General features: G+C 74.3%; 21 protein-coding genes. 12 read left to right on the top strand and 9 right to left on the bottom strand.

What is annotated here, in order from left to right; genetic code table 11:
- Positions 1-20: 20 nt before the first annotated feature.
- Positions 21-617, top strand: coding sequence for a hypothetical protein (locus ACZ4WV_RS31180; RefSeq protein WP_465751997.1), 597 nt, complete (start codon positions 21-23; stop codon positions 615-617).
- Positions 618-665: 48 nt separating this feature from the next.
- Here the strand turns inward: ACZ4WV_RS31180 and ACZ4WV_RS31175 are convergent, their stop codons facing one another.
- On the bottom strand, positions 666-1,610 hold the full coding sequence (locus ACZ4WV_RS31175) for an NAD-dependent epimerase/dehydratase family protein (protein WP_465751996.1): 945 nt from the start codon (positions 1,608-1,610) through the stop codon (positions 666-668).
- Positions 1,611-1,761: 151 nt separating this feature from the next.
- Between ACZ4WV_RS31175 and ACZ4WV_RS31170 the strand changes: the two genes are divergently transcribed.
- Positions 1,762-3,114 (top strand): ALF repeat-containing protein, encoded by a 1,353-nt coding sequence (locus tag ACZ4WV_RS31170; RefSeq protein ID WP_465751995.1) that lies wholly within the window; start codon positions 1,762-1,764, stop codon positions 3,112-3,114.
- Positions 3,115-3,260: 146 nt separating this feature from the next.
- Here the strand turns inward: ACZ4WV_RS31170 and ACZ4WV_RS31165 are convergent, their stop codons facing one another.
- Positions 3,261-3,470, bottom strand: a complete 210-nt coding sequence (locus ACZ4WV_RS31165; RefSeq protein ID WP_465752009.1) for a hypothetical protein — start codon at positions 3,468-3,470, stop codon at positions 3,261-3,263.
- A 107-nt stretch (positions 3,471-3,577) separates the two neighbouring features.
- On the opposite strand from ACZ4WV_RS31165, the gene ACZ4WV_RS31160 reads away from it, so the two are divergent.
- Positions 3,578-4,099 (top strand): peptidylprolyl isomerase, encoded by a 522-nt coding sequence (locus ACZ4WV_RS31160; RefSeq protein ID WP_465751994.1) that lies wholly within the window; start codon positions 3,578-3,580, stop codon positions 4,097-4,099.
- 600 nt (positions 4,100-4,699) lie between these two features.
- Here the strand turns inward: ACZ4WV_RS31160 and ACZ4WV_RS31155 are convergent.
- The 3 genes from ACZ4WV_RS31155 to ACZ4WV_RS31145 form a co-directional block, all read right to left on the bottom strand.
- Positions 4,700-5,476 carry a helix-turn-helix domain-containing protein gene (locus tag ACZ4WV_RS31155; RefSeq protein WP_465751993.1) on the bottom strand — a complete coding sequence of 259 codons (777 nt, stop codon included), beginning with the start codon at positions 5,474-5,476 and terminating at the stop codon, positions 4,700-4,702.
- Positions 5,477-5,485: 9 nt separating this feature from the next.
- Positions 5,486-5,731 (bottom strand): hypothetical protein, encoded by a 246-nt coding sequence (locus ACZ4WV_RS31150; RefSeq protein ID WP_465751992.1) that lies wholly within the window; start codon positions 5,729-5,731, stop codon positions 5,486-5,488.
- Between the two features lie 759 nt (positions 5,732-6,490).
- Positions 6,491-7,447, bottom strand: coding sequence for an ADP-ribosylglycohydrolase family protein (locus ACZ4WV_RS31145; protein WP_465751991.1), 957 nt, complete (start codon positions 7,445-7,447; stop codon positions 6,491-6,493).
- 116 nt (positions 7,448-7,563) lie between these two features.
- Between ACZ4WV_RS31145 and ACZ4WV_RS31140 the strand changes: the two genes are divergently transcribed.
- On the top strand, positions 7,564-8,424 hold the full coding sequence (locus ACZ4WV_RS31140) for a hypothetical protein (protein ID WP_465751990.1): 861 nt from the start codon (positions 7,564-7,566) through the stop codon (positions 8,422-8,424).
- A gap of 89 nt (positions 8,425-8,513) precedes the next feature.
- Here the strand turns inward: ACZ4WV_RS31140 and ACZ4WV_RS31135 are convergent, their stop codons facing one another.
- Positions 8,514-8,936 (bottom strand): carboxymuconolactone decarboxylase family protein, encoded by a 423-nt coding sequence (locus tag ACZ4WV_RS31135; protein ID WP_465751989.1) that lies wholly within the window; start codon positions 8,934-8,936, stop codon positions 8,514-8,516.
- Between the two features lie 394 nt (positions 8,937-9,330).
- On the opposite strand from ACZ4WV_RS31135, the gene ACZ4WV_RS31130 reads away from it, so the two are divergent.
- The 4 genes from ACZ4WV_RS31130 to ACZ4WV_RS31115 are packed head-to-tail and all read left to right on the top strand — an operon-like array spanning position 9,331 to position 13,208.
- Positions 9,331-10,209, top strand: a complete 879-nt coding sequence (locus tag ACZ4WV_RS31130; protein ID WP_465751988.1) for a hypothetical protein — start codon at positions 9,331-9,333, stop codon at positions 10,207-10,209.
- Positions 10,210-10,264: 55 nt separating this feature from the next.
- Positions 10,265-11,155, top strand: coding sequence for a hypothetical protein (locus ACZ4WV_RS31125; protein ID WP_465751987.1), 891 nt, complete (start codon positions 10,265-10,267; stop codon positions 11,153-11,155).
- Positions 11,152-12,105, top strand: a complete 954-nt coding sequence (locus tag ACZ4WV_RS31120; protein ID WP_465751986.1) for a hypothetical protein — start codon at positions 11,152-11,154, stop codon at positions 12,103-12,105. Before ACZ4WV_RS31125 ends, ACZ4WV_RS31120 begins: the two co-directional genes overlap by 4 nt.
- Complete coding sequence (locus tag ACZ4WV_RS31115; RefSeq protein WP_465751985.1) at positions 12,102-13,208, top strand: hypothetical protein; 1,107 nt, start codon at positions 12,102-12,104, stop codon at positions 13,206-13,208. The genes ACZ4WV_RS31120 and ACZ4WV_RS31115 overlap by 4 nt, the downstream gene beginning before the upstream one ends.
- 101 nt (positions 13,209-13,309) lie before the next feature.
- Here ACZ4WV_RS31115 and ACZ4WV_RS31110 read toward each other — a convergent pair whose 3' ends face one another.
- Positions 13,310-14,413 (bottom strand): NADH:flavin oxidoreductase/NADH oxidase, encoded by a 1,104-nt coding sequence (locus ACZ4WV_RS31110; protein WP_465751984.1) that lies wholly within the window; start codon positions 14,411-14,413, stop codon positions 13,310-13,312.
- Between the two features lie 355 nt (positions 14,414-14,768).
- Entirely contained in the window at positions 14,769-16,178 is a 1,410-nt protein-coding gene (locus ACZ4WV_RS31105; RefSeq protein ID WP_465751983.1) for an MFS transporter, read from the bottom strand.
- 539 nt (positions 16,179-16,717) lie between these two features.
- Between ACZ4WV_RS31105 and ACZ4WV_RS31100 the strand changes: the two genes are divergently transcribed.
- Complete coding sequence (locus ACZ4WV_RS31100; RefSeq protein ID WP_465751982.1) at positions 16,718-17,437, top strand: DUF4232 domain-containing protein; 720 nt, start codon at positions 16,718-16,720, stop codon at positions 17,435-17,437.
- A 49-nt stretch (positions 17,438-17,486) separates the two neighbouring features.
- Here the strand turns inward: ACZ4WV_RS31100 and ACZ4WV_RS31095 are convergent, their stop codons facing one another.
- The gene (locus tag ACZ4WV_RS31095) at positions 17,487-17,975 is read right to left on the bottom strand and encodes an NUDIX domain-containing protein (RefSeq protein WP_465751981.1); all 489 of its coding nucleotides are present in this window, start codon (positions 17,973-17,975) and stop codon (positions 17,487-17,489) included.
- Between the two features lie 185 nt (positions 17,976-18,160).
- On the opposite strand from ACZ4WV_RS31095, the gene ACZ4WV_RS31090 reads away from it, so the two are divergent.
- From ACZ4WV_RS31090 to ACZ4WV_RS31080, 3 genes are read left to right on the top strand one after another with little or no spacing between them, the layout of a single operon-like run.
- On the top strand, positions 18,161-18,991 hold the full coding sequence (locus ACZ4WV_RS31090; protein WP_465751980.1) for a helix-turn-helix domain-containing protein: 831 nt from the start codon (positions 18,161-18,163) through the stop codon (positions 18,989-18,991).
- On the top strand, positions 18,988-19,200 hold the full coding sequence (locus ACZ4WV_RS31085) for a DUF397 domain-containing protein (RefSeq protein WP_465751979.1): 213 nt from the start codon (positions 18,988-18,990) through the stop codon (positions 19,198-19,200). Before ACZ4WV_RS31090 ends, ACZ4WV_RS31085 begins: the two co-directional genes overlap by 4 nt.
- A 10-nt stretch (positions 19,201-19,210) precedes the next feature.
- A complete protein-coding gene (locus ACZ4WV_RS31080) occupies positions 19,211-19,423 on the top strand; it encodes a DUF397 domain-containing protein (protein ID WP_465751978.1) in 213 nt (70 codons plus the stop codon).
- Positions 19,424-19,549 lie beyond the last annotated feature (126 nt).

Raw genomic sequence — 19,549 nt, 5'->3', positions numbered from 1 at the left:
GCGGTTCCCGGGGTGTGGTCATGACGTTGACGGTGTCCGAGCGGTACGCGGGAAGGGCCGGCCTGGTCGTCGGCACGGCGCTGGTGCTGGTGCTGGCAGCCGGTTCGGCCGCCGGTGCGGCGGCACGCGGGGATGCCGGAGCGCCGGCGTACGGCGGGGCCCTGGCCGGGGCGGTCCGGCCCGGCGGGCTCAAGGCGGCCCCGAGGGCCGTGTCGATCGCGGAGGGCGAGGTCGGCGAGGTGGGCCCGCGGGGGACGATCACCTACCCGTCGGTCACCAGCTGCCTGGTCGTCACCGTCCACCTGCGCGACGGCGGCAAGGTCGGCGGCCACGCGAGCCTGTTCCAGGTCCCCGGGAAGTACGCCTCGGACGAGATCCTCCCGGCCATCCGGCGCGCCGTCGGCCACCGGCCGGTGAAGGCCGTCGACGTCAGCGGCGCCGTCGGCGCCTGGAACCCCTCGTACTTCCACCAGGCCATCGAGCGCTACACCGACGGACCGGCCCCCGGACCGACGGGAGACGCCGCGGGGATCGGCGACGCGGTGGCCGAACTCCTGGGCCTCCCGGGCAAGGAGATCACCGTCCGGGACGTGCCGGACGGCGACATCACCAGGTGAGCGCGCCGCCCTGCCGGCGGCCACCGGCCACGGGCGGGCACCTCTCCGCTACGCCCGCATCCGCCCGCGCCACCAGGCGACCGTCGCCGCCACCTGCTCCTCCAGCGGCGTGGCCCGGAGCGTGAACGCCGCCTCGTACGCGCCGGCGTCCACGACGAACGGGCGGTCGAACTGGTAGCGGACCTCCCGCAGTTCCCGCAGCAGCGGGGAGAACAGCCCCGCCGCGCCCAGCAGCACGGGGGACAGGCGGCGCACCGCAACCGGGCCGGTGCCGGCCTCGGCGGCCAGGCGGGCGACCATCGCGCGCACCGACAGGGGCGGCGCGGTGGGCACGTGCCAGGCCCGGCCCCAGGCCCGCTCCTCGCCCGCGACCTCCACCAACGCCCGCGCCACGTCCGGCAGATAGGTCCAGCTGTGCGGGGCGTCCGGATCCCCGAGCACCGCCACCGGGCGGCCCTTCAGCAGCGCCGGCACCACCCGGGCGGCCAGGTGGCCGCCGTCGGTGACACCCGGCCCGAAGAAGTCCGAGGCCCGCACCTCCACGGCCCGGATCCGCCCGGCCTCGTGCAGCGCCCGCGCCCGCTCCCAGGCCGCCGCCCGCACCCGTCCCTTGGGGCCGGTCGCGGCGAGCGGCAGGTCCTCGGTCATCGGAGCGTCGACGGGGCCGTAGCCGTACAGGTTGCCGAGCATGACCAGTACCGCGCCGCTGTCCTCGGCCGCCGCGCACAGCGCGGAAGTGAGGGCGGGCCAGCGCCCGGCCCACTGCGGCAGCGGCGGCGCGGCGCAGCCGTGGATGGCGACGGCGCCGCGGGCGGCCCGCGCCAGCCGCGCGGGGTCACTCGCGTCCAGGGCGAGGTGCTCGACGCCCTCGACCCCCTGCCCGCCGGGGCGGCCGCCGCGGGTGACCACCCGCACCTCGTGGCCCTGCCCGGCCAGCAGCCGGGCGGTGGCGGCCCCGGCGGGCCCGTGTCCGACGACCAGATGGAAGCTCATCCGCCCCACCCTAGCGGGGGCCCGTGACCAGGCGGGACGCGCCCTCGCGGGCCTGCGGTGGAGTGACAAATATCTGGTATGGCGAAAGTAAAAGAGGATCTATGCTGTGGGCGTTCATGATCTCTTCACAGGAAGCAGCAGGTTCCTCTGCATGAAGCTGCCCCGGGTGTCCGCCGTCGTCGCGGCCGCCGTTCTGGCCCCCGCCGTTCTGTTCCCCTCGACCGCCTCGGCTGCCGACGCACCCCAGCCGACCGGGGTCTCCGGCCCTGACACCGCCTCCGACACCGTCGCCGACACCGCCCCCGCCGAGGGCGCCCCCACCGCGGGCGTCGACGGCCAGGAGCAGCGCGACCGCGCCGAGATCCAGCGGATCCTCGCGGACAAGGAGACCGGCCCCGGTGTGCGCGAGGCGGCCGAGAAGGCGCTCAAGGGCACCGCGGCCGAGATGCGGCACTTCCTGACGGTCGAACTGCCCGAGCAGCGCCGCGCGGACAACCAGGTGAAGGTCGCCCAGATCCTGTCCTCCGGCGGCCCGGCCGTGCGCGAGGCAGCCCTCAAGGCCCTCAACGGCAGCGACGCCGACGTCGTGACCTTCCTGAAGGAGGGCTGGCCCGCCGCTCAGGCCGAGGACGACCGCGCCGCGGTGCTGGCCGTCCTGGCCGACAAGAGCATCAGCCGGTACACCGCCGAGGCCGCCTCGAAGGCGCTCAGCGGCACCCCGGCGGACGTGACGCACTTCCTGACGGTCGAGCTGCCGAGGCTGCGCGCGGACGACAACCGGGTGAAGGTCGCCCAGATCCTGTCCTCCGGTGGGCGCGCCGTGCGCGAGGCGGCCGGCAAGGCCCTGGACGGCAGCGACGCCGACGTCGTGACCTTCCTGAAGGAGGGCTGGCCCGCGGCCCAGGCCGAGGACGACCGGGTCGCGGTGCTCGTCGTCCTGGCCGACAAGAGCATCAGCCGGTACACCGCCGAGGCCGCCTCGAAGGCGCTCAGCGGCACCCCGGCGGACGTGTCCCACTTCCTGACGGTCGAGCTGCCGAAGCTGCGCGCGGACGACAACCGGGTGAAGGTCTCCCAGCTGGCGGCCTCCGGCGGCCCGGCCGTGCGCGAGGCGGCCGGCAAGGCCCTGGACGGCGGCGACGCCGACATCCTGGCCTTCCTCACCGGGGGCTGGGCCAAGGCCCGCGCCGTGGACGAGGCCGCCGCGAACAAGAGCGCCGACAAGAGCGCCGACAAGCCGGACGGCCAGGGCGCCGGGCAGCAGGACCAGGGCGCCCAGCAGCCGAGCGTCCAGCCGGCCGCCCTGACCGGCACCGGCACCAACGGCACGACCGGCACCACGGGTTCCGGCACCGCCGCCACCGCGGCCACCGCCACGGCCGGCGGCACGCTCGCCGCCACCGGCACCGACGGGCTCGGCTGGGAGGCCGGCGGCGCCGCCGCGGCCCTGGCCGCCGGAGCCGCGCTGGTCGCCGTCTCCCGCCGCCGCGCCGACGAGAGCTGACACCCCGTACGTCCCCGACCGTCGCCGCCGTCACGGCGACGGCCGGGGATACGCGCGCCCCGGTCCCGCGAAGCAGCCCAGGATGACCAGGTGGCCAGGTGGCCAGGTGCCCCGGGGCGCCGCCGCGCGTCCCCGTCCGCCGCGCCTCAGCCCCCGTCCCCGCCGCCGCTCACGTCCCCACGCCGCGCGCGTCCGCGGCGCCGGCCGCGCTGAACGCTCCGCAGTACCTCTCCCGCACCGAGCGTGACGGCCGCGACCGCCCGCGCCCAGCGCGGCCCGCCGCGCTCGGCCCACACCACGCACCCGCACCCGACGACGACCAGCACCAGCAGCGCGACCAGCACCGCACCCGCCACCACGGCCACCCCCTCCCTGCCCGTCGGCCACCCGGTTCGGCCGCGAACCGCCCACTGTGCCAGGATGCCCACCCGAAAGTCCTGCTGCCCGACCCGAGGAGTCACCCGTGGCCACGGCCCGGTTCGCCACCCTGCACACCACGGCCGGCCCGATCCGGCTGGAACTGTTCCCCTTCCACGCCCCGAAGACGGTCCGCAACTTCGTCGAACTCGCCGAAGGCACCAAGGAGTACACCGACCCGCGCACCGGCGAGCCGGGCAGCGGCCCGTACTACGACGGCACGCTGTTCCACCGGGTGATCGCGGGCTTCATGATCCAGGGCGGCGACCCCACCGGCACCGGCACCGGCGGCCCGGGCTACGCCTTCGCGGACGAGTTCCACCCCGAACTGTTCTTCACCAAGCCCTACCTGCTGGCGATGGCCAACTCCGGCCCCGCGACCAACGGTTCGCAGTTCTTCATCACCGTGGGCACCCCCACCCACCTCAACCGCCGCCACACCATCTTCGGGCAGGTCGCCGACGCCGCCTCCAAGGCCGTGGTGGACGCGATCGCCACCGCCCCCACCGAGGACGAGCGCCCGGTCGAGGACGTGGTGGTCGAATCGGTCGAGATCACGTACTCCTGACCCCGCGGCCCCTGAGCCCATGTCCGACTGACCCCGCTGGTCCCGTGTCCCCTGAGTCCGTGACCGCCGAACAAGGGGCCTTCCCGCCCCGCCCGGTGCGCGGCGTACGGGCCCGCTACGCGGTGCAGGCGGGCTGCCCGAGCGATCTCGCGGACGCCCTGGTGGACTTCGAGCCCTGGGAGGACGGCCTGCCTGCCCCTGGAGGCCGCGCCCGGGGCCACGGTGCGCGGGGGCCCGGTGCCCGAGGAGGAGCCCGCCCGCTACCACGCGGCGCCGGCCGAGGGCGTGCGCGACGAGCTCGCCCGGCAACTGCCCGGTGCCGGTCGCGTTGGCGATCGTGGTGCGCCACACCACGGTGCACGCGACGGACACCAGCGAGCGCTCCTACCGCCGGGCCGGACGACTGGCCGTGCACGAGGCGCTCACCCTCCTCGACGGGTCGACGCCGGGGCGCCGTCACGCTCCCCGGCGCCCCGTCAGGCCGAGGACAGGCATCAGCCGGCAGCCGCAGGGCGGCAGTCCTCCTTCCGTACGGCGATCCACCCCCACCGTGTCGCGGGGTGCGGGCACCGGCACCGGCACCCGCACCCCGCGCTGGCCCTACGGTGTCCGCTCGTCCTGGCGGTGCGGGGGCCGGGCCTGGGCCGGGACGGTCGGCGGGCGGGAGCGCCAGCGGCGTACCGGTGCCGGGTTCTCGTCGGCGGGGTGGTCGAGGAGGGCGCGCAGCCGGGCGAGCTCGGCCTCGGCGGCGGCCAGGCGGCGGTGGAGCTCGGAGGGGGCAGTGCCGCCCGGGCGGACGCGGCGCAGGGCCGCGAGCCACTCGGCCTCCTCGGCGGGGCCCGCTCCGCAGGCGCGGACGAACTCCACCAGCACCCGCTCGCTGCAGTCCCGCTCGCCGGCCAGCACCCCGTGCAGGGTGCTGCGCGGCAGATGGCTCACCGGGCCGCGCATCGCTCGCGCCTCCAGCTCGCGCAGTGACGGGTTGCCCGCCCGCAGCCGCAGCCGCCGCATCGCGACCAGCAACTCGGCGCGCTCCGTGACGTACCGCAGGGCCTGGCCCGAGGGCGGCACTGCCGGTGCGGGCCCCGCTCGCCGGCCCGCCCGGCGGGCGTCGGCGCGCAGCCACAGCCGCTCCACGGTGCGCGTCGAGCCGCCGCAGACCCGGGTGTAGACCTCGGTGACCGGCCAGGTCGGGACGGTGCGGCCCTCGTCGGCGCGCGAGAGGGTCGCGACGGAGACCGGCCGCTGCAGTTCGGCGGTCTTGTGCGCCATCTGGCTGTAGGTGAGGCCGGAACGCTCGCGCAGCGCGCGCAGCCACTGCGCGAGCGCCCGGACCTCCTCGTGCTGCTCAGCCAGGGCGCTGTTCAGGCGCCCCACCGGCCCCTCCTAGCGGGCCCGGCGGGTGGTGAGCGCCTCGGCCAGGCGGCGGACCAGCTCTATACCGAGCAGTCCGGCCGAGCCGACGGCGGTGACGGCGGTGCGGACGGGGGTTCCGTGGACGGTGAGGGCGGTGGTGAGCAGGAGCACGACGACCACGAGCACCGCGGCCGGGGCGGCCGGGACACGGGCGGTGCCCGTCGTGCGGACCTCCACGCACATCGCGCTGGTGGACGGGCGGTTGGGCATCTTCAATGCGGTCTCCGCTTCACTGGGTGCGGTCGTTGCCACTCGACTGGGGGTCCGCCTGCCGCCCGCCCGGCCTTCCAGAGCCGGGCGGAACGGACACCCACGCACAGGGTCGCCGCGCACCACGGGGCCAGTCCAGCGACTTCCGCGCCGCTTTCTCACGCTGTCCCACTACACGGTGAGATACCGTCAGGACATCGCCGCAGCTCACGCCTGCTCCGCCGGGGCCCCTCACCGGGCCGCGCACCGCCGGCGTCCGACCTCGCGGCGCCATAAGACGTTGTCCCGGGGGAACTGCGATGCCATTCTCAGGGGGTATCAGCGGGGCGACGCCCGAAAGCGCCCCGCCTCGGCCCAGGGCCGGGCAGACATGGGCCCTCGGCGGCCCGCGGCGAAGCGGAAAGGGGGAGCGGCATGGACACCGACGCCGAAGAGCACCGGCATCCGGCACGCCGGCGAAGCCGTCCGCCCTCCCCGTACGGGCCCGAGCGCATAGCGCCGCACAGCCCTTCCCGCACGCCGTCCGGGCAGCCCCCTCGGGCCTAGCGCAGCGCCTGCCGCCGCAGCGCTCACGAACGCGGTCTCCCCGGGCCGTTGCCACTCGACACCATCAGGGGAACCGGCTTGCCCTGTTCCAGCAGGGCGGGCCAGGTGCGGCCCCGCGCCGCACCGAAGCCTCGGGCCGCCCGGCCAGGGGGCCGCACGGGGAAACACCGCCCCGCGGCCCCCGGCCGGACGCCTCAACCGCCGTCACACCGCGGCAACTCAGCCGCCGTCGCTCCGCGGCGTCTCGGCCTTCGTCTCCGACTCCGCCTCGGCCACCCACCCGGGCAGCGGCTCACGCCGCGACAGCCACGCCCCGGGCACCGCCCCCAGCCCGGTGCGGGCCGCGACCACACCCCCGGTGATGGCGCACGTGGTGTCCACATCGCCCAGGCCCTCGGCGGTGGTCCACAGCGCATCGGTGAGACTGTCCAGGTGGTGCGCCGCCGACCACAGGGCGAACGGCACCGTGTCGCTCGCCCGCACCTGCCGCCCGTTGCCCAGCACGTCGGCCGCCCGCCACGGCTCCGTATCCGGGCCGAGCGCGGCCGCCCGCTCCAGCCCCTCGCGCACCGCCCCGGCCGGTGTGCGCTCGGCGACCTCCACCAGCCACCGCGCCCCCCGCGCCCCGGACCCGTCGCGCCCGCGCGCCGCGAGCGCCGCCGCCACGGCCACCGCCACCGCCCCGGCCACCCCCTCCGGGTGGGCGTGGGTGACCTCGGCGGACAGCGCCGCCTGCTCCACCACCTGCGCCAGGTCCGCGCAGAACCAGGCCCCCAGCGGCGCCACCCGCATCGCCGCCCCGTTGCCCAGGCTCCCCTGACCCTCGAACAGCGCCCGCGCCCGGCTGCGCCAACTCGCCGGCGACGCGGCCAGTTCCGGCAGCAGCTGGTGCATGCCGTAGCCGTAGCCGCGGTAGGAGTCGGCCAGGTACGCCGCCCCGAAGGCCTGCGCCAGCCGTTCCTGGTGCACCGCGTCGAAGGCGGTCAGGACCCCGTACACCGACAGCGCCATCGCCGTGTCGTCGGTCCAGTGCCACGGTGATTCCGGCGGCACCTGCCGCGCCCTGATCTGGGTGAATGCCAGCTTGGGCTGCCGGAAGAGCGGGAACCACCGCTCCCCGAAACCGTCCCCGAGCGCCAGGCCCTCCAAGGAGTCACGTGCGGCGGAAGTGATCATCCAGGCATCCTTCCACCGCTTTGGTGGCGGCGGCACGGCCCGGGCGCCCGATGGTGATCAACATGTGATCATCCGAGTGCCGTCTGTGCACGTCATGATCGCTACCGTACGTCGCTATGCGACACGGCGACCCGACCCCGGGCCAGGACGAACCGAACGACGACCAGCGGTGGAACGCCACCCTCGACGACGACTTCGTCCGGGCCGCGACCATCTGTGAGAAGGACGTGCACCGCCCGGCCGGCGACCCGCCGCCGCCCCAGCGGGTGTGGCCGCGCAACCTCGCCCTGGCTCTCGGCGCCGCGGCCCTGACCGTCCTCGGCTTCACGCTGCTGCGGCCTGCCGACGACACCGCCCCCGCTCCCACCGCCGCCCCGGCCGGGGCCGCCGCGACCGGCTCGAGCGCCCCGACCGGCTCGAGTACCCCGACCGGCCGGGCCACGGCCGGTGCCCCGGCCGCCGCAGGTCGCCCCCCGATCCCGCTGGACCAGGCCTTCCCCGCCGAGGTGAAGACCGCCGACGGCTCCCTCTACACCCGGGTCGGCTCCGCCACCCTGGCCTCGTGCACCGAGCCCGACTCGGTCGGCCCCCGGCTGATCGCTCTGATCCAGGCGGGCAAAGGCTGCCTGGGCGAACAGATCGCCCTCTACAAGGACGCCCGGAACAACCAGTTCAACCTCGCCCTGTTCACCATGAGGGACCCGGTGGACACCGTCCGGCTGGTCACCGAACTCTCCCTCGCCTTCGACGACTTCGAGGTCGGCGCGCAGGCCCCGCCGCCCGCCTCCGGACTGCCCGTCCTGCCCGCCGACAGCGGCATGGTCCAGGCCTTCAGCGGCAACGGCCGGGCCGTGCTGGCCACCCTCGGCCAGTGGTCCGACGGCCGCGCCACCGACCGCCAGCAGCTCGTCGACCTGCTGACCCCGCTGCAGACGGCCGTCGGCAAGACGGTCTTCGCCTACGAGTCCCCGCACTGACACCGCCCCGGGCCCGCCGCACCCGGCCGCCGCACCCGGCTGCACCGCACCGGGCACACCGGTCGCGGCGGGCTGGTCGCGGCGGGCCGTCAGTCCGCCGCGACCGGCAGCAGACCGCGCTCGCCGAAGACCTTCTTGGCGACGAAGGTCGCGTTGAGCGCCCTGGGGAAGCCGCAGTACCCGGCCGCGTGCAGCAGCGCCTCGGTGATCTGGACGGGGGAGAGCCCGACGTTGAGCGCCGCGTTGACGTGCACCTCCAGCTGGGGCTCGCAGCCACCGAGCGCGGTGAGCATCCCCAGCGTCACCAACTGCCGGTCACGCGGCGACAGTTGCGGGCGACTGTAGATCTCGCCGAACCCCCACCCGACGATCTGCCGGGCCAGCTCGGGATTGACGTCGGCCAGCGACTCCACCACCCGCTGCCCGGCCTCGCCGCTGACCTGGCCCAGCATCTCCATGCCCCGCTCGAACCGCTCCTGCCGAAGTCCGGCCTCGTCCGCGGGAACGCCCATGGTCTCAGTCCTCTCCTCGCCGCCGGTCCCGGCCGGCCGGCCGGTGACCACGGCAAGAACCGTAGGACCCGCAGCGGGCTCCGCACCCGAGCCCGCGCCGCACGAACCTCCGTCAGCCCGCCCCCGCCACGCCGCCGTGCCCGGTCCGTCAGTGCCGATCGGCCCGTGAAGACCCCGCCGCTTCGCGGCGCACCGGACGGGTTGCGTTTGGATCACGGCGTGTCCGGTTTACGGCCATTGATCGGGAGTGCGGTGGTTGAATTTGTTGGCACCCGTGTCAGCGGACTCTCATAATGCCTGCTGAGACACGTGATGGACGGTCCGGACAGCCGCAGGGGAGCGGAATCCGAGAGTGGTCCGCGTGCGAAATCCACTTTTCCCTTGGGGGACTCCTTTGCCCGCGCCCGAAAACGAGAGCGCCTTCACCGAGCCGCCGCCAACGCCCGCCGCTGCACCCGAGCCCGTCGCCGCGCCCATCACCGTGCCCGAACCCGCCGTCGAGCCAGAGCCAGAGCCCGAGCCCGCAGCCGCGCCGGCCCCGCGCCGCCTGCCGCGCGCCGTCGGCGTCGCGCTGGCCACCGCCGGGCTGCTCGCCGTCACGGCGGCCAGCGCCGCGGTGACCGTCGCCGTCGGCAAGCCGGAGACCCGCCCGGCCGCCGCCGCACCCGCCCCGGCCGCCACCGCCTCGTCGGCCGCGAGCGCGACGCCCTCCGCCATCCCGGTGCCGACCGCCGTCCCGGCCGAGCCCAAGCCCGCCAGCACCGTCAAGGGCACGGTCAACGGCTCCAAGCACGAGGGCGACCTGCGCTACTTCCTGCTCCCGATCCCCGACGGCGGCGAGTCGTACGGGCCCGCGGACGGGATGGCGATGACCCGCGACGACGTCGCCGAGATGTTCGGCAAGCCCGACGACATCGACACCCTCCTCACCGGCCTCGGCTACAAGGACGGTGCCCTGCGCACCTACCGGACGGCCGACGGCACGGCCGAAGTGACCGTCACCCTGCTGCACTTCGGCTCCGCCGACACCGCCGGCAGGTTCGTCAAGGGCTACACCATCAAGTCACAGGAGCCGATCGACATCGACGGCGACCCGAACGCCCACGGCTTCCGGAAGAAGCCCAAGAACGAGACGTACACCGGCTCCATGAGCGGCATCGGCAGCCAGGGCGACGTCCAGTACACCATCGACGTCGAGGTGAAGGGCACCCCGGACAAGGCGCTGCTCAACGACCTGATGAAGCGCCAGCGCGAGTGGCTCGCCTCCGGCTGAGCCCGCGCCCCGTCCTGCGACGCCACACCGTTCACCCCGCTCTGGAGCCACTTCCGTGACCACCGAACCCGCGCAGCCGCCGCCCGCGCCGGCCGACGCACCGCCCGCGCAGCCGGAGCCGGCCGCACCGGCCCTCCCCCCACAGCCCCAAAGCCCCGCCGCGCAAACCGAACCGGCCACCACCCCCGAACTCCCGGCCACCGCCGAAGTCCCGGCCACCGCCGAAGTCCCGGCCACCGCCGAGCCCCCGGCCGCCGCCGAGGCCGCGCCGCGCGCCCCGCGCCGCCCCCGCCCGGTGCTGCTGTCCACCTGCGCCCTGGTGCTGGGCGCCCTGGCCGGCGGCGGCGTCGGCTACGCCGTCCAGGCCCAGCGCCCGCCCACGCCGCTGCCCAGGCTGCAGGTCGCCCGCCCGTCCTACCCGGCCCGGGCGGTCGACGCGGCCGCCTTCGCCGCCGAGCAGCCCGCCCCGCTCGCCATCGACGGCGACCTGACCAAACTGCTGGTCAGCGCCCCGGACGGCACCAGCCCCTGGGGCGACCTCCCGGACAAGCCGAGCTGGGCGTCGGTCGGCGACCTCGCCGAACACAGCGGCCGCCCCGACGTCATGTTCAAGAGCCTCAACGCCACCGGTTTCCGGCGCGCGGCCGAGGTGGACTGGAAGAAGGACGACACCCGGTACACCGTCCTGCTCACCCAGTACGCGCCCGACCACGCCGAGGAGGCGAAATCCTCCCGCGCGGAGCCCTTCGCCGCCGACGCCAACGGCGGCTACACGGTGTACGACGTGCCCAGGCACTGGGCCGACACCCAGGAGCCGTACTACTACGGCCTCGCCACCGCCAAGCGCGGCACGGTGCAGATGACGGTGGAGGTCTTCAGTCCCAAGCCCGTGGACGCCGCAGCCCTCAAGGACCTCGCCAAGCAGCAGTGGGAGCGGCTGGTATGACCGACGACACCGTGACCGGAACCCCGGCCGCCGCGCCCGCCGCGCCGCCCGCGGCCGTACCCGCCGCCGCGCCCGCCGCGCCGCCCGCCCCCGAGCAGCGGCCGGCCTCCGAGCAGCGGCCGGCCTCCGAGCAGCAGCCGTCCGCCGACCAGGCCTTCGCGGAGCAGCCCCCCGGCGAGCCCGCCGCCGAGCAGCAGAGCACCGCGCCCCGCCCCGCCTCCCGCCGCCTGCTGCGCGCGGGGGCCGCGACCGTCGCGGCGGCACTGGTCGGTGTGGCCATCGGCGTCGGCATCATCAAGACCCAGTACGACGACGTCGCCCCGGCCACCGCCGCCGGCCCCACCGGCGCGCCCGTCCCGACGGCGAGTGCCACACCGTTCGGCGCCAAGTCCAACGGCAGCCACTTCGGCTCCCTGCGCGACCTGTTGCTGCCCGTCCCGGCCGGCTACGAACTCGGCCCGGACCAGGGCGGCTACGGCAACGACACCGAGCACGGCGCCGAGCAGCTGGCCGGTGAACTGGAGGCCGAACTCCAGCAGATCCCCAAGGACAAGCGCGAGCGGCTGCGCTCCTACTGGGAGGGCCTGCACGTCAAGGGAACCGGCGTGCGGACCTACCGCAGCAGCGGGGACGACCTGGTGATCGGGATCCGGCTGCGCCAGTTCAACCAGCAGGAGGTGCAGAAGATCAACGAGTACACGGCGATGTTCACCGGTGACACCGGCATCTTCCGCGTCGGCCCGGCGATCCCCGGCCACCCGGAGGCGCACTGCTACCTGATGCCGGCACCGCCGTCCGCGCCGATCGACCGCCTGGAGTGCTCGGCCGCCGAGGGCGACCTCCTGGTGGTCATGGAGACCGAGGGCCTGGCGCCGCTGCCCAAGGACAAGATCGTCGCCCTCTTCACCCTGCAGCTCGACCGCCTCGCCCTCCCGGGAGCGTCCGTATGACCGACCAGCCCGCCGCGCCGCGGCCGCCGCAGCCCGCGCCGGATTCGACCGCCCCGGCCCCCGCGGAGCCGACGGCCGGCCCCGAACCCCAGGCAGCCGCCGAGGCGTACGAGGCCGCGCAGACCACCGAGGCCACACAGACCCCCGGAGTCCAGGAGACCGGCACGGCCCCGCAGACCGGCACGGCCCCGCACAGCCCCGAGGAGCAGGCCGCCCGGCGCACCCGCCGCCGAAGGGCCGCGGTGCGCTGGAGCTGCGCCGTGCTGGTGTTCGCCCTCGCCGGCACCGCGGCCGCGATGGCCGTCACCGCCCCCGCGCGCACCGACGTCCCCGGCCTGGCCACCGCGAGCGACGGCCGCTACACCTTCCCGCCGCTGACGCTGCCGCCGCTGCCCTCGGGCAAGGCCGCGCCGGACGCCAAGGGCAAGGTGCCGCACTACGCGGACCTGCGCTACCTGCTGCTGCCCGCGCCCCGGGAAGCCGGCGGCTCCGTGACCGCGCCCGCCTTCCCGGTGCCCACCGCGACCCCCTCGGCCACCGCCACCGCGACCGCCGCGCCGCCGACCGCGACCGCGCCGCCGACCGCGACCGCGCCGCCGACCGCGAGCGCGACCGCGAGCGCCGGCGCCGCCCCCTCGGCGGCCGCCGGGACGGCCTTCGCCTCCTGGGTGCCCTGCGACGCGCTCCTCGCCGAGCAGAAGGACCCGGCCAAGCTGCGCGCGCTGCTCCTGGAGAACGCGTGCCGCGCGGCCACCGTCCGGGAGTGGGCGGCCTCCGACGGCACCCGCACCCAGATCCGGCTGCTGCGTTTCGGCTCCTCGGCCGAGGCCTGGAACACCTTCTCCGCCGCGCGCTCGGAAAGCCCGGTCAAGGCCGCGCCCGACGCGAAGACCGCCCCGCACGACGACTGGGACACCGTCGACGGCGTGGACGTGACCCTCAAGGACTCCACGGCGACCGCCGGCAAGGGCGTGCCGACCACCCGGATGGCGTACCTGTCCGCCTCCGACGTCGTGGCCGTCATCACCATGACCAACCCGCAGGGCGTGCCCACCGCGGCCTTCCGCCAGGTCGTCACCCTCCAGTCCGACCTGCTCGTCTGACCGGCCACCCGGCCGCCCCGGGCCTCTCACCCCCTTTTCCGGCGGAGTGAGAGGCCCGGGCACCCGCGGTTGCTCCGGGCACCGAAGGCCGTGAGCGGCCGTCAGGCGCGGTGGTACTGGACGGGGGAGTGGACCTCGCCGCCGAGTTCGGCGGCGGCGTGGCGCGCCCAGGAGGGGTTGCGCAGCAGTTCGCGGCCGAGCAGGACGGCGTCGGCGCGACCGGAGGCGACGATGTCCTGGGCCTGGACGGGGTCGGTGATCAGGCCGACGGCGGCGACCGGCAGGTCGGCCCCGTTGCGCACGGCCTCGGCGAAGGGCACCTGGAAGCCGGGCGCGGCCTCGATGCGGGCGTCGGGGACCAGGCCGCCGGTGGAGACGTCCAGCAGGTCCACGCCGTGCGCCTGGAGCTCCTTGGCGAGGCGGACGGTGTCCTGCGAGGTCCAGCCCTCGCGGCCGTCCTGCGGGTTCTCGCTGAGCCAGTCGGTCGCGGAGACGCGGAAGAACAGCGGCAGTTCCTCGGGCCACACCGCGCGCACCGCGTCGACGATCTCCAGGGCGAAGCGGATGCGGCCCTCGAAGGTGCCGCCGTAGGCGTCGGTGCGGTGGTTGCTCTGCGGGGAGAGGAACTGGTGGATCAGGTAGCCGTGGGCGCCGTGGAGTTCGACCACCTGGAAGCCCGCGTCCAGCGCGCGCCGGGCGGCGGCGGCGAAGTCCCGTACGATCTGCTGGATCTGCTCGATCGTCAGCTCGTCGGGGGTGCTGTGCTCGGGGGAGAAGGCGGCGGCGCTGGGGCCGAGCGGCTGCCAGCCGTGCTCCTCGTCCGGGCGCAGGGCGCGCCCGCGGTCCACCCAGGTCCGCTCGGTGGAGGCCTTGCGTCCGGCGTGGCCGAGCTGGACGGCGGGGACGGTGCTCTGCTCCTTGAGGAAGGAGGTGATCCGCCGGAACGCCTCGAGCTGGGTGTCGTTCCACAGGCCGAGGTCGTAGGGGCTGATGCGTCCCTCGGGGTTGACGGCGGTGGCCTCCACGATGATCAGCCCGGTGCCGCCGGCGGCCCGCGCCGCCAGGTGGGCGAAGTGCCAGTCCGTCGGCGCCCCGGCCGCCTCGCCGTCCGGCGCGGCGCTGTACTGGCACATCGGCGGCATCCAGACCCGGTTGGGGACGGTCAGTTCCCGCAGGGTCAACGGGGTGAAGAGATCGGTGCTCAAGTCGGACTCCCGGTGGGGTCGGCGGCGGGGCCAACGCCCCGCAGCCGCTTGCAGGTGCACGTTATGAGTTCCGACAATAGTTGCACGGGACGGTAAATTCAAGGGCGGCCCCCGCCCCCTCCCGCCCCGTACCCCGCTTTGGCGGCGCGCGCCGTCGACTCACCGGCATCGGCAGGCCCGGGGCCCCACCGGCCGGGAGACAACCCGTCGGTCCCCAGCCGCCTGGGCGGGATACTCGCCTGCCGGTACGGAGCGCGAGGAGGGAGCGCACGCGAGAGCAGAACGGCGCCGCCCGGGAAGAACCCCGGGCGGCGCCACCGTTCAGCCGTCAGCCTCGGCCGGTATCCGTCGGCCGTCAGCGCACCGGCTGGGCCACGCGCTGGGCCGGGACCGTCGGGGCCGCGGCCGTGGTCTGGGCGGTGGCCGGGGTCTGGGCGGTGGCCGGTGCGGCGCCCAGCGACGTGCCGCGCGTCTCCTCGGCCCACAGGGCGCACACCAGCAGCCCCAGGGCCGTGGTCCCGGCGGCGATGAGCATCGTCGGGCCGGTGCCCAGGCCGGTCAGCGACAGCGGCAGCAGGTAGGTGCCCACGGCCGCGCCGATCCGGCTCACCGAGGTGGCCACGCCCACGGCGGTGGCCCGAATCTCGGTGGGGAACAGCTCGTTGGGGTAGGTCCAGTCGAGCACGTTGGGCCCGCCGCACAGGAAGGCGTACGCGCACAGCGCGGTCAGCGCCACGGCGGCCGGGGCGGTGGGCCACACGCCCAGCAGAGCCAGCGGGACGGTCATCAGCGCGAACGACCAGATGATGACGGGGCGCCGGCCCCGGGTGTCGATCAGGCGCAGCGCCGGGTAGCAGCCGAGCAGGAAGACCAGGCTGATCAGCCCGGTGCCCAGGGTCTCCATCACGGTGCCGCCCGGCATGCCGAAGGAGGAGAGGATCTGCGGGCCGAAGGTGAGCATCGCGAACAGCGGGCCGACCTGGCAGAGGAAGAACAGGCCGCAGAACAGGGTGCGGCGCCGGTAGGGCGGGGTCATCAGCAGCCGCAGCCCGCCGGCGCTGCGGGCGCGCGCGGCCGGATCGGGCATCAGCTCCCGGCCGTCGACCCGGACCCCGAGGTGCTTCTCGACCACGCGCACCGCGTCACCGACCCGTCCGTTGGCGGCCAGCCAGCGCGGCGACTCCGGCGAGCCGCGGCGGATCACCAGGAACACCACGCACAGCACGGTGGAACTGGCCAGCATCCACCGCCAGCTGCCCGGTCCGGCCAGCTCCAGGAACAGGTAGCCCACCACGTAGGCGAGCACGGAGCCGGCGTACCAGGCGACGATCTGCTGGCCGAGCAGCCGCCCGCGGTGCTTGGCGGGCAGCCACTCGGCGAGCAGGGAGGTGGCGATGGGGTAGTCGGCGGCCACGGCCATGCCGAGCACGAAGCGCAGCGCGGTGATCGCCCACACCGCGTCGACCCAGAAGGAGAGCACCGAGCAGGCCACCATCACCAGCAGGTCGGCGGTGTACATCACCTCCCGGCCGATCTTGTCGGTCAGCACGCCGAACAGGGCGCCGCCGACGAACATGCCCACCAGGGCGGCGGCGCCGATCAGGCTGACCTGCGCGGTGGACAGGCCCAGGTCGGGGCGCATGCCGATCAGGGCGACGCCGACGATGCTCAGGATGTAGCCGTCGAGCAGCGGCCCACCGGAGCAGGCCAGGGCCAGCCTGCGGTGGAAGGCGGTATACGGGGCGTTGTCGATGGTCTGGGACATGGGTTTCGGGGTCCTCCGGAGCGTACGGCCGCGGGTGGGGCCCGCCGGCCGTGCGCCGGGTAGACGGCAGGGAACGGCGCCGCCCACCGTGGACGGCGCCCCCGCCCGGGCACACCGGGCGACCGTCCACGGTTGCCCGGGTCCGCCATGATCACCACCAGGCCCAAGGTCAACCGGATCGATGACCTTGGTCCCGAAGCGGACAGGCCCTCCGGCCATGCCGATCCAAGGCGCGCCCAGTCCTGGCGGGGCCCGTCGCCGTCCGGACACCGCGTCGCCACCAAAGCGCGCGCCCGGCGTGACCCTCCTCACCCCAAAGCCCCCAAACCCGCCCCGGGTGTGGCCTGCCCCACAACAGGGCGGCCGCGGTGGACGAGCGGAGCGCGCCATGTCAACGAAGCCGCACCTGACCGAATGTCACAATCCCATCCCTGTCATGTCCTGACGATTGTGACGCTGCGCATGCCACCGAAAACCGCCCGTGGACCGTCCTGTGGTGTGTCCAAGCAGTCAGCACGCACCACCACCGGGGAGTCACCATGTCCGTCCGCCACCGCCGTCCGCTGCTCGCCACCGTCGTCCTCGTCGCCGGGGCGGGGCTCGCGTTGACCGCCTGCGGGCCCGACAACGCCGACCCGGCCGCGGCTCCCTCGGCGGGCGCCACGGCGGCCGTCACGCCCCCGACGGCGGGCGGCCCGGCCACCGGCACGCCCTCGCACCCGGCGACCCGCGCGCCGCAGACGCCGCCCGGCGCGAACCCGTCCGGCGGCGCCGCGTCCGGCGGCGCGGGTGCCGGTTCCACCGCCGCCGCCCACCCGTGCGACATCAAGAACCTCGCCATCCAGGCGACGGCCCGCGCCGGGGCGGCCAACCAGTGGGTGATCGAGGTACGCAACACCGGCACGGCCGCCTGCACCCTGAGCTCCTCGCCGGGAGTCGACCTGGGCAACTCCGCCTCGGCCGACCAGAGCAACAACATCAAGCCGGTCCTCGCCAGCGGCACCGCGCGCTTCCCCGTCCCGGCGGGCCACAGCGCCTACGCGGTGATCGACCTCGACCCGAGCGGCGCCACCACCGGCACCGCCCCGGGCGTCAACGAACTCAACGTGCTGGCCGACCCGGACGACGCCAACATGCCCCTCGCCAACACCCGCAACTTCCCCCTCCCCGGCGGCGCCCACGTCCTGAACCCCCGGATGGGCCTCTACCGCGCCAGCGTGGCGGAGGCGGTCACCTCCATGACCACCGCCGGCAAGTAACCCCCGGCCAGCCGCCCCGCACCCACCCGGCGCGCGGCCGCCACCTCGATCAGCCCACCGGGACGGGGACGCCCCGGACGAGCAACGGAAGCCCTGCACCGTGCTCCCAGGCGTCCCACGCGTCCTCGACGAGCCGGTACTGCTCGTCCGCCATGACCTCGCGCAGCTTGAACTGGGGCACCCAGTGCAGCCCGCGGATGCCCTCCGGCGGCTGGTGGCGGCCGACGGCCTCGGCCTGCCGGGGCGTGATCATCCCACCCGCGTAGACGAAGTTGACGCCCTCGGGAAACTTCGCGGCGGGCACGTAGTCGATCGTGAGGATCGTCCGCAGGGCGATGACGAGCCCGGTCTGCGTCTCGAGGTGCCGGCGCGCCGCCAGGTGCGGCAACTCGTCCTGCTCGGCACTGCCGCCGGGCAGGACCAGGCCGTCCCGGTGGACGGAGTCGACCAGGAGGACGAAGAACTCGTCCCGCTCGTCGGGGTCTTCACGCAGGACGAAGACCTGCTGGCCAGAACGCCGGACGGGGGGACGGGACATGAGGTGGGTCCTGCTCAACTCTGCTCCAGATGTGAGGAATCGACGGCCACCGGCTCCACGGGTTGCGCTGCGCATCCGGTGGATGACCTGCTGTAGCCATGGTGGTGCGATCGCCCCTACTATCGGAAGGCTTTTCCACTTGACAGTTTCCCATGTGGGATTCATGTAGCGGCGGAGGTCTGACGATGCGCGAGACGCAGCTGGATCCATCGGCGTCCCCCCTCAGGGCGTTCGGGGCCCAACTGCGCAGGTTGCGAAAGGCGGCAGGCCTGACGCAGACCCGGCTCGGGGAGCTGACGAACCTGAGTGATAGTCAGATTTCCAACCTCGAAAGGGGGACACGCAATCCCACGCTCGACTGGGTTCGTAGCGCTGACAAGGCCCTTGATTCCAACGGGGCGCTGGAACTGACGTACTGGAGTCTCAGCGGATCGTCGTTGCTGGAAGGCTTTCCCGAGTACGCGCAGCAAGAGGCGAAAGCCCATGGAATCTCCCACTTCGAGCTGGGCATCGTGCCCGGTTTGGCGCAGACGATGGAGTACGCCGAAGCCTTCGCCTCCGCAGCAGTGCGGCGCGGCAGTATCACCGAGGAACAGGCTGCGGACCGACTCGACTTCCTGGCCACACGCCAGAAGTTGCTTGACCGGGGGGCGGCCCCGCGCCTGCACTTCGTCCTGGATGAAGGGGCCCTGTTGCGGGCGGTGGGCGGAGCCAAGGTCATGGCACGGCAGCTGGCGCACCTCGAAGACCTCGCAAGCCGTCCGAACATCACCATCCAGGTGGCGCCCTTCTCGCTTGCGGAAGAGCTGCCGTTCACCATGATGGTCACGCTGCTGACTCTGGCGGATCGAACCCTCCTGGCATACTCGGAGTGCCAACTGCGTGGCTTCCTCGCGCGAGATGCCGTTACCGCGCAGGCTTGGGAGCGGGACTACCATCAGCTTCAGGTGGAAGCGCTGTCAAAGGCCGCGTCACTGGAGATGATCCGCAAGCAAGGCGTGAGAGGAACGTCATGATTCGCCCTGTAGACCTGTCCGACGCCGCGTGGTTCAAGAGCAGTTACAGCAACAACGGCGGGTCTTGCGTCGAGGTGGCTTCCGACTTCCCCGGGCTGGCGCCTGTTCGCGACTCGAAGGATCCTCACGGGCCGGCCCTCCTCTTCCCGTCCGAGGCCTGGGAGTCGTTCGTCGCCGCCGTGCGCGGTGGCGAGTTCGGCGACGTCTGAGAGGGGCATCATGGCCGACCACATAGGCCTGGCCGGGGCCGGGTGGCGCAAGAGTACGTACAGCAACGGGCAGGGCGGCTGCATTGAAGTTGCAGATGGCTTCCTGGGCGTCATGCCGGTTCGTGACTCCAAGGATCCGGCGGGTCCTGCTCTTGTCTTCCCGATCAAAGAGTGGGACTCGTTCGTCGCAGCCGTCCGCACTGGCGAGTTCGGCGACGTCTGACAATCTGAGCGCGGAACGGGGGGGGGGGGGGGGGGGGGCGCGGGCGTCTCCGTGCTCTCTCTCCCTCCTCCCCCTCTAGCGGCAGCTCCTGCGCCTCTCGCTGCTCTCTGTATGCCGCGCCATGCT

The sequence above is a fragment of the Kitasatospora sp. NPDC029312 genome (assembly GCF_055569215.1).
Note: the sequence above shows the minus strand (reverse complement) of the source record. Positions and strands in the feature narration are given on the sequence as shown.